This is a genomic window from Candidatus Villigracilis affinis, from assembly GCF_016705895.1.
GTDB classification, from domain to species: Bacteria; Chloroflexota; Anaerolineae; order Anaerolineales; family Villigracilaceae; genus Villigracilis; species Villigracilis affinis.
Window position 1 is genome coordinate 147,565 of record NZ_JADJKT010000023.1, and the last position, 15,300, is coordinate 162,864.

The 15,300-nt window shown below is 47.1% G+C and carries 11 protein-coding genes; 7 read left to right on the forward strand and 4 right to left on the reverse strand.

What is annotated here, in order from left to right:
• Nucleotides 1-2 precede the first annotated feature (2 nt).
• The 3 genes from IPI86_RS09900 (at nucleotide 3) to IPI86_RS09910 (ending at nucleotide 5,287) form a co-directional block, all read left to right on the forward strand.
• A complete protein-coding gene (locus IPI86_RS09900) occupies nucleotides 3-1,853 on the forward strand; it encodes a bifunctional serine/threonine-protein kinase/formylglycine-generating enzyme family protein (RefSeq protein ID WP_345297838.1) in 1,851 nt (616 codons plus the stop codon).
• A gap of 77 nt (nucleotides 1,854-1,930) precedes the next feature.
• Nucleotides 1,931-3,484 (forward strand): serine/threonine-protein kinase, encoded by a 1,554-nt coding sequence (locus tag IPI86_RS09905; protein WP_345297839.1) that lies wholly within the window; start codon nucleotides 1,931-1,933, stop codon nucleotides 3,482-3,484.
• Nucleotides 3,485-3,505: 21 nt separating this feature from the next.
• Nucleotides 3,506-5,287 (forward strand): hypothetical protein, encoded by a 1,782-nt coding sequence (locus IPI86_RS09910; RefSeq protein WP_345297840.1) that lies wholly within the window; start codon nucleotides 3,506-3,508, stop codon nucleotides 5,285-5,287.
• Nucleotides 5,288-5,298: 11 nt separating this feature from the next.
• Here the strand turns inward: IPI86_RS09910 and IPI86_RS09915 are convergent, their stop codons facing one another.
• The 4 genes from IPI86_RS09915 to IPI86_RS09930 all read right to left on the reverse strand — a co-directional run bounded on the left by IPI86_RS09915 (nucleotide 5,299) and on the right by IPI86_RS09930 (nucleotide 10,430).
• Nucleotides 5,299-6,744 carry a response regulator gene (locus IPI86_RS09915; RefSeq protein ID WP_345297841.1) on the reverse strand — a complete coding sequence of 482 codons (1,446 nt, stop codon included), beginning with the start codon at nucleotides 6,742-6,744 and terminating at the stop codon, nucleotides 5,299-5,301.
• A gap of 20 nt (nucleotides 6,745-6,764) precedes the next feature.
• Nucleotides 6,765-7,427: a response regulator transcription factor gene (locus tag IPI86_RS09920; protein ID WP_345297842.1), complete on the reverse strand. Its 663-nt coding sequence runs from the start codon at nucleotides 7,425-7,427 to the stop codon at nucleotides 6,765-6,767.
• 256 nt (nucleotides 7,428-7,683) lie between these two features.
• Complete coding sequence (locus IPI86_RS09925; protein WP_345297843.1) at nucleotides 7,684-8,496, reverse strand: fumarylacetoacetate hydrolase family protein; 813 nt, start codon at nucleotides 8,494-8,496, stop codon at nucleotides 7,684-7,686.
• Nucleotides 8,496-10,430, reverse strand: a complete 1,935-nt coding sequence (locus IPI86_RS09930) for a YjhG/YagF family D-xylonate dehydratase (RefSeq protein WP_345297844.1) — start codon at nucleotides 10,428-10,430, stop codon at nucleotides 8,496-8,498. The genes IPI86_RS09925 and IPI86_RS09930 overlap by 1 nt, the downstream gene beginning before the upstream one ends.
• A gap of 126 nt (nucleotides 10,431-10,556) precedes the next feature.
• Here IPI86_RS09930 and IPI86_RS09935 point away from each other — a divergent pair, with 126 nt between their 5' ends.
• From IPI86_RS09935 to IPI86_RS09950, 4 genes are all read left to right on the forward strand, one after another.
• On the forward strand, nucleotides 10,557-11,570 hold the full coding sequence (locus tag IPI86_RS09935; RefSeq protein WP_345297845.1) for a LacI family DNA-binding transcriptional regulator: 1,014 nt from the start codon (nucleotides 10,557-10,559) through the stop codon (nucleotides 11,568-11,570).
• Between the two features lie 206 nt (nucleotides 11,571-11,776).
• Complete coding sequence (locus IPI86_RS09940; protein WP_345297846.1) at nucleotides 11,777-13,246, forward strand: ABC transporter substrate-binding protein; 1,470 nt, start codon at nucleotides 11,777-11,779, stop codon at nucleotides 13,244-13,246.
• 91 nt (nucleotides 13,247-13,337) lie between these two features.
• Nucleotides 13,338-14,282, forward strand: coding sequence for a sugar ABC transporter permease (locus IPI86_RS09945; RefSeq protein ID WP_345297847.1), 945 nt, complete (start codon nucleotides 13,338-13,340; stop codon nucleotides 14,280-14,282).
• A gap of 12 nt (nucleotides 14,283-14,294) precedes the next feature.
• On the forward strand, nucleotides 14,295-15,137 hold the full coding sequence (locus tag IPI86_RS09950; protein ID WP_345297848.1) for a carbohydrate ABC transporter permease: 843 nt from the start codon (nucleotides 14,295-14,297) through the stop codon (nucleotides 15,135-15,137).
• The last annotated feature ends 163 nt before the right edge of the window (nucleotides 15,138-15,300 follow it).

A 15,300-nucleotide genomic window follows, 5' to 3' on the forward strand; every position in this document is an offset into this window, starting at 1 on the left:
CGATGCAAAATATAATCGGTCAATCACTTGGACGGTATCAGATCCTCGAGCAACTGGGCGAGGGTGGCATGGCAACTGTCTACAAAGCCTACGACACACGATTGGATCGTTATGTTGCCATAAAGGTGATCCGCAACGATCTTTTCGGTCCCACCCTGCTGGAGCGCATGCTAAAGCGTTTCGAACGTGAAGCCAAAGCTCTTGCCAAACTGTCTCACCCAAATATCGTCAAGGTACTCGATTATGGCGAGCATAACGGTGCACCCTACCTTGTTTTGGAATATTTACCCGGTGGCACACTTAAAGGCCAGGTAATGGGCAAGCCCATCCCCTGGCAAGAGGCCGTGCGTTTACTGCTTCCAATTGCGGGCGCACTGGATTATGCACACGAGCAAAAGATCATTCATCGCGATGTAAAACCCGCCAACATCCTGCTGACCGAAAAGGGTCAGCCCATGTTAAGCGATTTCGGGATTGCAAAAATCCTTGAGATGAAAGAAGAGTTCACACTCACAGGCTCAGGCACTGGGATTGGGACCCCTGAATACATGGCTCCCGAGCAGGGCATGGGGAGAGAAGTGGACGCACGAACGGATATCTATTCTTTGGGAATCGTTCTTTACGAACTCGTAACTGGTCGCAAACCCTATACAGCTGACACCCCCATGGCAGTGGTTCTCAAACACATGACCGACCCATTGCCGCGACCACGTCAGTATATTGCCGACTTACCGGATATCGTCGAGCGTGTTCTATTAAAAGCATTAGCCAAAGATCCACAGGATCGGTATTCAAAAATAAGCGAATTCGCTGACGCACTGGAAAACGCCGATCAATCACGCAACATTGCCGACAATCAGCCGAACGCTCCAACATCATCGACAAACCTCACGCAGCTTTTACAGCAGAAAAACCTCAATCGACTGTGGCTCGCATTTGGCGTGGTTGGCATTGTATTCACCGGTGTTTTGATAGGCTGGCTGGCAAGAGGTGACAAAACAACAGAAGTCCCCCCTACTACAACGCCATCCTCCACATCAATACCAATCAATACAACGACTCCTTCCGTCACAATTAATCCTACAGCAACCAGAACACCATTTCCAACAGCCACACCCAAATTGGATATTGGATCAACGATGACAGGCAACGATGGCATGACCCTGCTTTATGTGCCTGCAGGTGAATTCACCATGGGAAGCGAAACAGGCAAAGATGAAGAAAAGCCAATTCATACAATATATCTGGATGGCTTTTGGATCGACCAAACCGAGGTGACGAATCAGCAATATGCACTTTGCGTCACAGCTGGTCAATGCACCTCCCCAATTGAAACCGATTCAAGCCTGCGCTCCATTTATTACGGTAATTCTGAATTCGATGATTATCCTGTCATCTATGTAAATTGGAATATGGCAAAAACCTACTGCGAATGGGCGGGCAGAAGGCTGCCTACTGAAGCCGAGTGGGAAAAGGCCGCACGAGGCATGGACGAAAGAACTTATCCTTGGGGAGAAGATATCAGCTGTAATGAAGCGAATTACGATCCCAAGGATAGCTGCTTTGGAGATACGACAATAGCTGGAAACTTTACAAGTGGAGAAAGCCCGTATGGAGTTTACGATATGGCCGGTAATGTTTGGGAATGGGTAAGCGATTGGTATAGCGAAACCTACTATCAGGATTCACCGTTATCCAACCCATTGGGGCCGGACTCTGGCCAATATCGGGTATTGCGTGGCGGCTCGTTCGACAGCAGCACCAGTGGTGTTCGTACGACAAACCGATACCGGTACGAACCAACATACACTCTCCTCAGCATCGGCTTTCGCTGTGCCAGTTCCCCTCCGTAGGTACAAGATCATCCTTTTCGTTTGGCCATAGCCAGAGACAATATGGAAGAAATAAAATCGAAAATTATGGGAAACATATGACAGACATCATTGGACAGGATTTTGGGCGTTATCGTATTGCCGAAAAAGCTGGGGAGGGCGGAATGGCGATTGTTTACAAGGCTTACGACAAACGCCTTGAAAACTATGTTGCCCTTAAGATTATTCGCATTGACCGGCTCACGCCTGAAATGGCAAAAAAGTCGGTTGTACGGTTTGAACGCGAAGCCAAATCGTTGGCACAGTTGGGACATCCCAACATTGTCAAGGTGTTGGATTATGGCGACGTACAAGGCAATCCATACATTGTGATGGAATATCTGCCAGGCGGCACATTGAAAGAGAGATTGCCTAATCGCCCGATTTCCTGGAGGGACGCCATCAAATTCCTCATGCCCATAGCTGAGGCTCTGGAGTTTGCCCATCAACGCGGGATCATCCATCGCGATGTAAAACCTTCCAATATTTTAATTAACCAGATCAAACAGCCTGTTCTTTCTGACTTCGGGATTGTCAAATTATTAAGCGATGAAACCACACAAGACCTATCCTCGACAAGTGTCATGATCGGAACACCTGAATATATGTCGCCGGAACAGGCAATGGGTGAAACATTCGATCATAGGGTGGATATATATGCTTTAGGGATCGTATTCTACGAAATGGTAACCGGCCGCAAGCCATTCAAGGCCGACACCCCGGTAGGCGTATTAGTAAAACAAGCCAGTGAAGCATTACCCCGACCAAGTCAATTTAACAGTAATCTACCTCAAGGCGTGGAGAAGGTGCTGCTTAAAGCACTTTTCAAAGATCCTCGTCAGCGCTATCAAAACATGAATGAAGTGATTCTGGCCTTCACTGGGTTGTTGGATAGTGATGGACAAACCGGAGCAACTCGCAACAAGCTTCCTGACAGGAATAACACAATTACAGAGAATTTATCTGCAACTACAAGGCCTAAGGTATTAAAGAATTGGCTGGTCGGTCTATTAATTGGCGGGTTGGTACTAACCTTACTCTGCCTGGCAGGTCTAGCTTCAAACGGGATGCTGGGAGTTTTATCTGTTAAATCACCAGAACCAACACTCATACACACTGCCGTTATTTCGCCTACCAAACTCATTCTTGCTCCCATTTCTTCAGAAACCATTACACCAGCCCTTCCGCTTCCAACGGAGGCAGCAGCATCACCTACTTCAACTTTAATACCAGCAACATCCACAATGCCCCCCACACCAACATTAAGCCTGCCTTCCTGTTCTTTGGAAATGTGCGACAATAGTACTGAAGACATTTGCGTCTTTGGTATTTCGCCCCAGCCTGCAAGCCTGATCATTTCCTTTAAATTCAAGCAGGAATTAGACCCACTAAATCTCCCGCAATTACTTGTAGGAAGTCAAAAGTTTGTATGCGAACTACTCGTCGGTTATCCAGGAAGGCTTTTCTGCAATGGCGCAACTACAGTAGGAGAAAACGAACTGATACTTTTATCCTCAACAAATAATGCGATATGTTCCGGGGTATTTAACATCCGAGAATACGTTGAGCCTTCACCCACAAAAAGAAGTTCAGGAGGAAATAATTACCCCTAACCCATTCGACAGGAAATCTCTGTGAACACAATTTTGATGTTACAAGGCAGCATTACAAATATTCTGCAAAATTGGAACTTTTTTCTAAGTTTGTGGATTATACAGGGAGCCTTTACAGTGCTGACCTTGTGGCTTATGTCGGATGCTTTATTGGACAAAGACGTAATTTCCGTTCTGTCTTTTTTAGGCGGCATACTAGGGTTCACCCTTTTTAGTCTTGTGATAACAATCGGAAGAATCAAGCCTTCCCCAGCATTGGGAATAGCTATTACAGTCATCGCTTTGCTGATATTGATATGGCAAAGACATCAATTCCGCAGCCTTATGACATTTAATCTGGCGGGATTAATAATATTCTTTCTATTCATTCTTCTTTTACGGTTGATATTCATTCGAGATCTATTGGTCCCTGCCTATTCAGATTCGGTCCTGCATTTGCAAATTGTTCGGGATCTCCTAAATCCTGAGCAAGCACCACAAGCCTTTTACAGGCTTTCATCTGATCCAAGGCATTATTACCATGTCGGCTTTCACTCACTTGCGGCTTTTCTTAGCGGCGGTACTTCCACATCCGCTGAACAAACAATTCTTTTACTTGGCCAATACTTCCAATCCCTAGCCATCATAGCCGTGTTTCCACTGACGCGAATCCTGACTAAAAATTCGCTTTCCGCCTGGGCAGTAATGAGTATCGCCGGGTTAATCCTGACCATCCCCGCTTATGCAAGCAATTGGGGTAAATATCCGTCTATTGCCAGTTTGACCGGGATCATTTTTGGACTCACACTGTTTATTGCCTACTGTGACAACAAGGCCGTATTATCCAAAAAACTATATTTTTTGACCTTCCTTGCAGTCCTATCAGCAACCTCCCTGCACAGCCGAAGCCTTTTCGTGTTTTTGCTGGCAATACCAGCGATCTTCCTATACTCCAAATCAAGCGCCATTTTAGAGAAATTAGAGATAAAAGAAAATAACACGGAGAATAAAATGATGATTATCGTCCTCTGGGCGATTATGCTTCATGTTCTTGTTTTAGCGCTTAAATTTCCAGACTCTCAATATCAATACTTTCCCAGTTTTCTTTTTCTTATACTTACCATATTCTCTTTTTACTCCAACTTTGCACTAACCTGGATAGTTATTTCCTTCTTCTTGACCATGGGTCTCAGCATCCTCATACCGCTGCCGCTTTCGTTTCTTCCCGTTCGTTATTCCTCACTATTTGATCGCCCGTTCTTAATCGTATTTTTCTACTTACCAGCCAGTTTTCTGATCTGGCAGGGTATTGAAGGCGGGCTTCGCCTTGTTGCCAAAAACACTTTCGAATCCTGGAGGCAGAGGCTTTTTACGATCGTTTTTTTCATCTGTTTGTCCAATGCCATTTTCATACAAAACCATCAACCCTCTGATTGCTGCATCTTTATGGACGATAACGACCTCTTCTCTTTTCATTGGATGAAAAACAACATCCCCGAAGATGCGCTGATCGGAATCGCTGCCACTGGAAAAACCGGAAGCCTGCAACCCGCTGACGGCGGCGCCTGGGTTGAATTATTTACCGGAATCTCTACACGCAAAATAAAACTATTCAACGATATTACAAACCATAATATCAGCTGGAATATTGATTTTGCCAGCGAGGGATTAAGGTTATGCAAAGAGGGTGTTGACTATTTCTATGTGGACGGGTTGCAGAACAGCTTCGATGAATATACTCTCGTGAAAATCGGATCAAAGTATGAGTTTGGATTAGGTAATATAAAAATCTATCATTTGGAGTGTAAAGATGGGATTCCATAAATTCCAACTTATCATCCTTCATCCGCCAGCGGAATACTCAACGAAACCACAACCCCGGGACAATCTGCGCGATTGGAAATCGTTACCTGTCCACCCACCTGCCAGATAATTGATGTAACTGTAGGCAAACCCAACCCCATACCGGGCGTCTCGCCTGTAAAAAATTTCTCGCCTTGAAAATACGGCAGGCGCGCCCAATTAAGTTGTTCAGCCGTCAATCGGATCCCGTCATCCTTGACCGCCACCTGAATCATATTTTCCATACCGACAGGTTCAACCATGATCTCAATTCGAGGGGTTTGTTCTGGATGGAATTTCTTGCTGTTCTCAAGTAATTCACCCAGCACGAGTTCAAAAGCGTAATCTGTGATTGCCAAACAGGAAGCGGATAAGCCCGGATGAATGGTCAATTGAATATCATTAAGACCCAATTCAACTTGTGCAGATTTTATGATTTCAGGCAGGGAGCGAATTTCCAAAGGGATACTGCTCTCCATCGCCAGCGGGGTATCGATATAATCCAAAACCCTGTTCACATCACGAGTCAGATAATTGATCGAATCCATGGAAAGCCGTACAAACTCCTTGATCTCATCTTCAGAGATCGTTTGCAGTTTGTTCTCCAGCATGCTCATACTCATCACAAGTGTGGAAAAGGGAGAGCGCAATTTGTGAGTGACAGCCTTATGGAACTTGCGCATATCGTGATGCGTGGACATGGTTTCTGTAACATCTCGAACACGAACAACACGACTGTTATCGCTCTTTACAGGCATATCGATCGCTTCCAGCAACAGCCAGTAGGCGCGCGCATTAAGAGTTTCCGTCTGAACAAGGTAACATGGAGCCGGGGTTTTAAGCCATTCATCCCAGATATCAAGGGGATATGGGGAATAATGTTTTAAAATATGCGGGGTAATATCGATCCCGGCACATTCATGGGGAAGATGAAGGAAGGTCTGGGCACTTGAATTAGCGTATTGAATAATTCCATCCGAGCTAAGGAGCAAATAGCCGTCATTATTGTTTTCCACGATCCAGGAAAAGCGTGCACGCTCAGCCATCAAACGTCGATACCGGTTGATACGGGTGATAGTCTTTAGCCGTAAATGAAGTTCAAGTCTGTCGAAGGGCTTGGTGATGAAATCGTCGACACCAGCCATAAATCCTGTGAGACGCGCATCCCGGTCATCCAAAGAAGTAAGCATGACAATATGGACCTCATTCAAATTTGGGTCCTGCCGAAGAATTTGGCAAACTTCATAACCGTTCATACCGGGCATCATCACATCCAACAAGATGGCATCCGGCTGCAGTTTTTGCGCAATTTCAATTCCGCTCTTTCCGTCTTCGGCAAAGACAAGGCGGACATCATCGCCTGTCAAGAGCGCTTTGATGGTTTGCCTTACAATGGGGTCGTCGTCAATTACTAGGATGGTCGGCAAATGATAGATCATTTTTTTCTCTTAATTCATTCTCAAATATGGGGCGATGATGTGACAAGGCCGGTGTTGATGGCAAACTTCACCAGATCGGCGTGCGAGTTAAGGCGCAGTTTTTTCATGGTATTAAAACGATGCGATTCAACCGTTCGTATACTCAATGTCAACTGGTCTGCAATGGACGAGTTGGTTTTTCCCTCCCCAACAAGCTGTAAGATCTCACGTTCGCGGGGTGATAGTAAATTCAAGGCATCCTCCTCCTTCCCAGCACCTGCCTTTAAAAGCAGATCAAGCACTTCCTCAGCGATTTCGGGACTTAAATATCTTTTGGAGATCAACACATTCTGAATTGCATGCAGGATCTCGGAAAAATCCGAATCTTTCAGTATGTACCCCAAGGCACCTCCCTGCAGGGCACGGACAGCATATGTGGCAGTGTCGCACATGGTTAGAATGAGTATCTTTGTACGTAGACCACGCTGATTTACGAGCCGTGCAATCTCAATTCCATTTAAATTCGGTATCATCATATCGATAATTGCGATATCCGGGGAAACACGTTCGATCAATTCAAATCCCTCCCGTCCATCGTTGGCCTCGCCCACTACTTCATATCGTTGTTGAGCTTCAAGCAAAGATCGAATACCTTGTCTTATTAATTTATGATCATCCACGAGGACAATGGTGACTAGGGACATATTACACTCCAATGAGTGTATATATTAACCAAGCAATTGCGCAGTTACCATAGGTATTATTACTTAATTTTCCCCACCAACTGTTCGGAAAATAACACAGGAGTAAAAGAAGAAGGAATTTCTTTCAACAATTAAGTAAAACTTGTCGAGATAGTTTAGGTACAACTGAATTGAGGTTATTTAAAACTTGCAAAAGGATGGCGGCTGGGTAAACATGAAATACAGTCAACGTACACGCCATGAATAGAAAACTATTTTAAACAGAAACCACGTTCTGAATCTTTGTTTGACCCACTTGGATCAAAACCACATCCTCAAGCTGCAATGTGAAATTATCCGGCACAAGGCAGGTGCCCGTCATCAAAAAGACTCCCTGTGGAAAATCCAATTCACGCGTGAGAGCCTCCACCAGTTCAGGGAAAGTCCGTTTCATGGTGGAAGTGTTTGCCTCGCCATTGAAGATCGTCTTACCCGCCCGCTGAATTTCCAATCGAATCTGAATATCTCTAATAGCATCGGGCTCGCAAATCAACACACCATGTCCCAAGGCACAGGACCCGTTGTATATTTTCGCCTGCGGTAAATACAGCGGATTCTCACCTTCAATATCGCGTGAAGAAACATCATTCCCAGCACAATAACCAACAATTTCATTATATCGATTGATTGCCAACACCAACTCAGGCTCGGGCACATTCCATTGACTATCCTTACGAATACGTATCGCCCCACCATTGCCTGACACACGCCACCCCAATGATTTTGAAAAAATCTCAGGCCGCTCTGCTTCATAGACCTTTTGATACATATCCGCCACCTTGGATTCTGCTTTGCGTGCATCACGACTTTGCAAATAAGTGACTCCAGCCGCCCATACTTCCTGATATGGATCAATCGGCGCCTCATCCTCACCGAAAGCTGATTCGCCGCCCGACAAGTTGGTCAGCGCTTCAAGCATTTTCATGCGCCGCATTTCAAGCAGCGTACTCAAGTTGTAACTCGCTGGAAGAAAATGCCCATCCACCGCCCAGCGTGATCCGCTTGTTGTTTTGTGTTTTGTGAGCAGCATTACGCACCTCCAATTTTTTCAAGGATTTTATCGACATCATATACACACCCACCCCATGTGCCGCCGCTAATGTTCTGTAACGCCGCCCACAAACGTGTATCCTCAGGCAGATCAGGATTTATCTTCAGGTCTGGATGAGATGAGCGTGAATTCAATAGGTTAGTTCCGTTGGCTATATCACCATTCACTATCAGATCCACCGACCCTGAAAGATTTACTCGGTCTACAACGATCCGAATTAAATCCCCATCTCGTAGCTTTCCAAGCGGACCACCCGCCAACGCTTCAGGCCCAATGTGACCAATGCATGCACCCGTGCTTACGCCACTAAAACGTGCATCTGTGATAAGTGCAATCGTATTGCCGTGCGGCAGATACTTCAGCGCAGCGGTAAGTTGATAGGTTTCCTCCATCCCCGTACCCATGGGCCCACAACCAATAAGCGCAATAATGTCACCTGCATGGACAGAATTCCCACTCAAGCCTTTTACCGCGGCAATCGCGGCGCGCTCGCTGGTAAACACGCGAGCATGACCAATTTTCCGATACACGCCATCGGCATCCACAACACTGGGGTCGATAGCGGTACTTTTTATAACGGCTCCTTGCGGTGCAAGGTTCCCGGTAAGAAATGTGATCGTGCTGGTCAACCCGCGCTCAAGCGCCTTTGTTGGATTCATAATGACATCATCGGGATCAACGCCGTCCAATTCCTGAAGTCGTTCGCGGAGCTTTTTTCGGCGTTCGCTATGTTGCCATTCATCAAGTGATTCGTCCAATGTGGTACCGCTCACAGTATGGGCATTTAATTTAAGCAAGCCCAGTTCGCGCAAATGCAGCATCACTTCAGGAACACCGCCCGCGAGAAAAACCTGTACTGTGCCATAGCCAGTTGGGCCGTTAGGTATCACATCCACAAGACGGGGAGTGGCGCGATTGATCCGTGACCAATCATCTATACTGGGACGCGATAACCTCGCAGCATGTGCGATAGCGGGGATATGCAACAATAAATTCGTACTTCCGCCAAATGCGGCGTGAGTCACCATGGCATTATGAATGGAGTCCTCTGTGAGAATGTCGCCAGTGGTTATATTTTGGGTCGACATTTCCATCAACGCATGCGCAGAGCGCCTCGCCATGTCCAACCATATCGCCTGACCCGATGGAGCCAGCGCAGAGTGTGTGATAGCAAGCCCCAACGCCTCAGCCACAACCTGACTAGTCGCTGCTGTTCCAAGAAACTGACAACCACCTCCGGGTGACGCGCAAGCACGGCATCCGAAGTCGGAGGCTTCTTCCAACGAGATAAGCCCGTGCGCAAAACGCGATCCCAATGACTGAATCTTCCCTGCATCCTCGCCTTTTTCTGGAAGCAGTGTCACCCCGCCGGGAACGATGACACAGGGCAAAGATTTTTGTGCCGCAAGTGCCATCATCATCGCGGGCAGGCCTTTGTCGCAAGTGGCAATGCCAAGAACACCTTTTCGAGTTGGCAGGGAACGAATCAACCTGCGTAACACGGTTGCTGCATCGTTACGATAGGCAAGGCTATCCATCATGCCTGGGGTGCCTTGAGTACGTCCATCACATGGATCACTTACAAAACCTGCAAAAGGAATAACATTGTTTTGTTTAAACTCATTTGCGGCGGCTTGAGCAAGCAATCCTACTTCATAGTGCCCCGTGTGATATCCAAGCGCAATGGGAGAACCATCTTCTGCACGGATGCCTCCCTGCGTACTGAGGATAAGGTATTCGTCTTTTCCCAAATCAGAAGGATTCCACCCCATTGCCGCATCCTGCGTCCAACCAAAGATGTGCCCACTTGGGGCGCTGGTCAAAAATTCGGATTGCAGGGGCAGGCGTCCCGTAGGCCCTGAGGCGTGGGTATGTACGTCGAAGAGTTTCTTGTCCGGCAGATAATTTCCCATAGACGACTCCGAATTACTATATCCAATTCTTAAAAATAGTTGACTTTTCAAACAGGCTGTGCAATAATAGCGGTATCGTTACCGGTAACGATACCGCTATTCTATCATTTTCGAAGAGGAATTGGTATGCCGAAGAAAAAACGGACGGTGACAATTCAGGATGTGGCTAAAAAGGCGAAGGTGTCTGTTTCGACTGTTTCGCGTGTGCTCAACGGAAAGGTGGATGTTGCAAGCGACACGCAGGAGCGCATCCTTTCAGTAATCGACACCTTGGGCTACACCACCAACCTGGCGGCGCGGAGTATGCGGAGTCATAAGAAAAATCTGGTGGGACTGATCATGCCAGATATTGCCTACCCATTTGCAATTGAGGTAATGAAGGGTGTCAACCGTGCAATTGCCGAGTCTGAGTTTGATCTATTGGTGTACACGACCGGTGATGTTCGGAAAAGTGGACGTGCCTCCCACGAGCAAAAATATGTTTCCTTATTAACGAACTCTATTTCAGATGGTGTAATTATTGTGGCACCAGTAGCCGGGGAATTTTATAGCGATGCACCCATCGTTTCAATTGACCCACTTGCCAGTAATCCGAATTATCCAGCAGTCTATGCAACCAACTATCAGGGTGCGATGGAAGCGATGGAGTATCTGCTTGGGCTAGGGCACAAGCGCATCGGATATATCAGCGGACGCGCAGAACTGGAAAGTTCCAATCGCCGCTTAATGGGATATCGTGATGCATTGAAACAAGCAGGAATTCCCATTGACGAACAACTAATCGCCTCAGGTGATTACACAACGGAAACAGGCGCCAGCGGTGCGCGACAATTATTGACGCTTGAGAAGCCCCCTAGCGCCATATTTGCTTCCAACGATCAAATGGCAATGGGTGTCTTTCAGGTCGCCGAAGAAATGGGGTTGCGAATACCCAATGATCTGTCTGTCATTGGTTTCGACAATATTACCGAATCCAAATATATGGGATTAACAACCGTCGATCAGTTTATTGCTGAAATGGGGTATGTGGCAACCAAGATGCTTACCGACATCATTAACAAAAAGCATCCGGAAAACCAGACTTACAAGGTGCAAACCAAACTTGTTATACGCAATTCTTGCATGAAAATGGCGGCATAGACGATGACCACAGCCGCGTTTTATTTAGGGATGTCTGAACATACCATTATGCAATTAAAGGAGGTGAGGTCGAGATTAATATGAAAATAAATAGCAGGTCCCCTCTTCAACCCTGAACAGATGGAAGGAGGACCTGCACTTCGGTGCGGAGCAATGCTCCACACCGCGACAGTATAACCTACTATGAATTAACAAGGAGAAGAAAAATGTTTCGCAAGTTCCACATATTTTCAAGCATCATATTAGTTGTCGCGTTTTTATTGGCAGCGTGCGGATCGCCCGCTCCCGCGACTGAAGCTCCAGTCGCCACCGAAGCCCCAGCGGTGACCGAAGCCCCAGTCGCTGCAACCGAAGCTCCCATAGCTGAATTGGAAGGCACCTTGAATGTTTGGTCCTTTACAAATGAAATTCGCACAATGGCAATTGCCTTCCAGGGCAGGCACCCCAAGGTAAAAGTCGTTTACACGATGATTCCGATGACCAATGGTGAATATCAAACCAAGGTAAAGGCTGCTTCTGGCACTGCTGACTCACCCGATGTTGTCGCATTGGAAGCTGCTTTCGTGAAAGAATGGGTCGAATCCGATCTTTTAGCTGATCTGAGCGGCCTTGTTCCTCTTACCAAAGAGCTGAAGACCTTCCCATCTGTGGTTGAGGTCGGTACATATGAAGGGGTTACCAAGGCATATTCCTATCAGGCCACCCCAGGCGCCTTCTTCTATCGCCGCAGTATTGCAAAAGAGTGCCTCGGCACCGACGACCCGGAACAGGTACAGGCAATGGTTAGTGACCTTGATAAATTCGTTGAAACAGCAGCCAAGATCAAGGAATGCGGCACAAGCGACTACTACACGGTCGGCACCTCGGGCGAGCTGTTCAACCCCTTCCTTGCCAACCGCGAACAACCGTGGGTTGTAGACGACACCCTTGTCCTTGACCCCATGGTTGAAGAATATGTCAAATTTGCCAAACTTATGCGTGACAATGGCTACGAATCCCAAGCCACCCAATGGAGTGAAGGCTGGTTCGCCGGTATGAACGACACCTTGGTGGATGCAAATGGCACCTCCAAGAAAGTATTCAGCTACTTCCTCCCCACCTGGGGGCTTCCCTACGTTCTCATCCCGAACTCCAAGTCTGATACCACCGACACCGGTGGCGACTGGGCAATGATCAATGGCCCCATGGCCTATCAATGGGGCGGCACCTGGGTTGGCGCTTTGGAAGGCAGCCCAAATTCTGAACTCGCAAAAGAATTCGTCAAATTCGTTGCTCTTGATGAAGAGAACCTCACCAATTGGGCTACCGGTGTTTACACCAATGAATACCTGAAGGCCATTGACCCCTCCACACCAGATGACCAACAGCAGGCTCTTGGCGACTTTGTTTCCAGTCAGGTTGTGGTTGAAAAAATCACAAACACCTTTGATGGCTCAGACCTTGCCAAATGGCTTGGCGGCCAGAACTCTTATGCTGCTTTCGGCCAGGCCGCGCCGAACGTCAACGGCGCCTTGATGACCGGTTCCGACGACGCGATTCAGCGCGCGCTCAACGATCCTTTGGCAAGTTACCTCAACGGCGATATCACAGAAGCCGAAATGTGGGTACAGTGGCTGGATGCAGTCCGTAACGAGTTTCCAGACCTGATTCTCCCCGAGCCTCCCGTAACCCAATAAGAACTTCATAATTACAGTGGGTTGGCGCAATGCGCCAACCCACTGTAGTTGATTTACCCATACAGGAACGTTTTTATCACGAGGTGGCAGCATGAGCATTGCCAAATTCAAAAGAAATTATTACGGGTATTTCTTTATTACACCGTTCATCATTGGTTTTCTGATTTTCGGCTTATACCCGGTATACAACACACTGGCCCTTAGTTTTACAGATACGACCCTGATGAGCAAAAATGCTGATTTTGTCGGGTTAAAAAACTTCGAACGTCTCTTTGCCGATGACGTTTTTATGAATGCCGTCAAAAACACCTGGCTGATATGGATTCTGAATTTCTTCCCCCAGATTGGCATTGCCCTGCTGCTTTCAGCATGGTTCACCAATGTACGGCTTAAGATCAAGGGAATCGGCCTTTGGCGGGCATTGTTCTTCCTGCCTAACCTGCTTGTGCCTGCTTCAGTTGCCGCATTATTTTTTGCCTTTTTTTCCTTCTATGGGCCTGTCAATCAATTCATGGTCAGATATGGATTCCTCCCAGAAGCCATGCACTATTTACAAAGCATCCCCATCACGCGCGGATTGGTGATCTTCATCCAGTGGTGGATGTGGTTTGGTCAAACTGTGATCATCGTCATGGCAGGCATGACGTCCATTCCAATCGCTCTGTATGAAGCCGCCATGGTGGATGGCGCAACCGCATCGCAAATGTTCAGGCGCATCACCCTGCCATTATTGAAGCCCATCCTGATTTATATTTTTGTCACGTCGCTGGTTGGTGGAATGCAAATGTTCGACATCCCCTTCCTGCTGACAGATGGCAGGGGGTCCCCCGGCGGCTCGATCCAAACAAATAACATCCTGATGTACATGAAGTTTGCAAGCAGCAAGGGACACATCGGTGCAGCATCTTCTGTCGGTGTTTTGGTCTTTATTATGACCAGTATATGTGCGCTGGGCATATTCTATTTCCTGCGTGAGAGGGATGATACGGTAGTGATTAAGTCATCGAAAAAATCCCTGTTCAAAAAGAACACCTAAAAGGCGGTAGATATGTTCAACTATAAACTTGCCACAAACATACAACGCACTTTCATCTATATAGTCTTGTCCATCCTGCTCATCGTCACCATAGTTCCCATCTGGCTATTGATCGTGAACGCAACCCGTTCAACCACCGAGATACAACAGGGGCTGAGCATTTTGCCAAGCACGCACTTGATCGAAAACTACAAGATTCTGCTCGGAAAAGGGTTAAACCTTCCCAGAGGGTTTGCCAACAGCATGTTCCTCGCAGTCACCTCCACCATCGTCACAGTGTACTTCTCCATGCTCACGGCCTATGGAATCGTGGTGTATGAATTCCAGGGGAAAAAATTTTTCTCCAACTTTATCGTGGTGCTGGTCATGATCCCCATGCAGTTATCCATTATCGGTTTCTATCAATACATGTCCAAACTTGGATTGACCGATAATTACGCAGCGTTGATCCTGCCTCTCATCGCGAATGCGGGCGCGGTATTCTTCGGCAAGCAATATCTCGAATCGATGATCATGCAGGATCTGATCGATGCAGCACGGATTGATGGCGCGAGCGAATTGGGTATTTTTCATCTTGTAATGATGCCGCTGGCCGTCCCCGGCGCTGCGACCATGGGCATTTTCGCATTCGTCACTTCATGGAATAACTTTTTCAACGCCTTTATTCTGATCTCTTCCATTGATAAATATACTCTCCCCATGCTGGTTCAAACCCTGCGTGGTGACGTGTATCGCACGGAGTTCGGAGCGATCTATTTGGGCCTTGCTGCGACCATCGTACCGATCATCATCATCTATGCTTTGTTCTCCAGATACATTGTCAGTGGTATTGCAATGGGCGCTATCAAGGAATGAGCAGGGATCCAAGAACATTGACTGAGTAATATCGATTAGGTTCTTTTACTTCAAGTAAATTCCAGTCTGCTCGCAGGCTTGAATGATGTACCATGATCATTATGGTGCAATTTTCTCCTCTTGTCCCTCGCTTTATGGTGAAGCGAGGGACACTAGAGAAGGC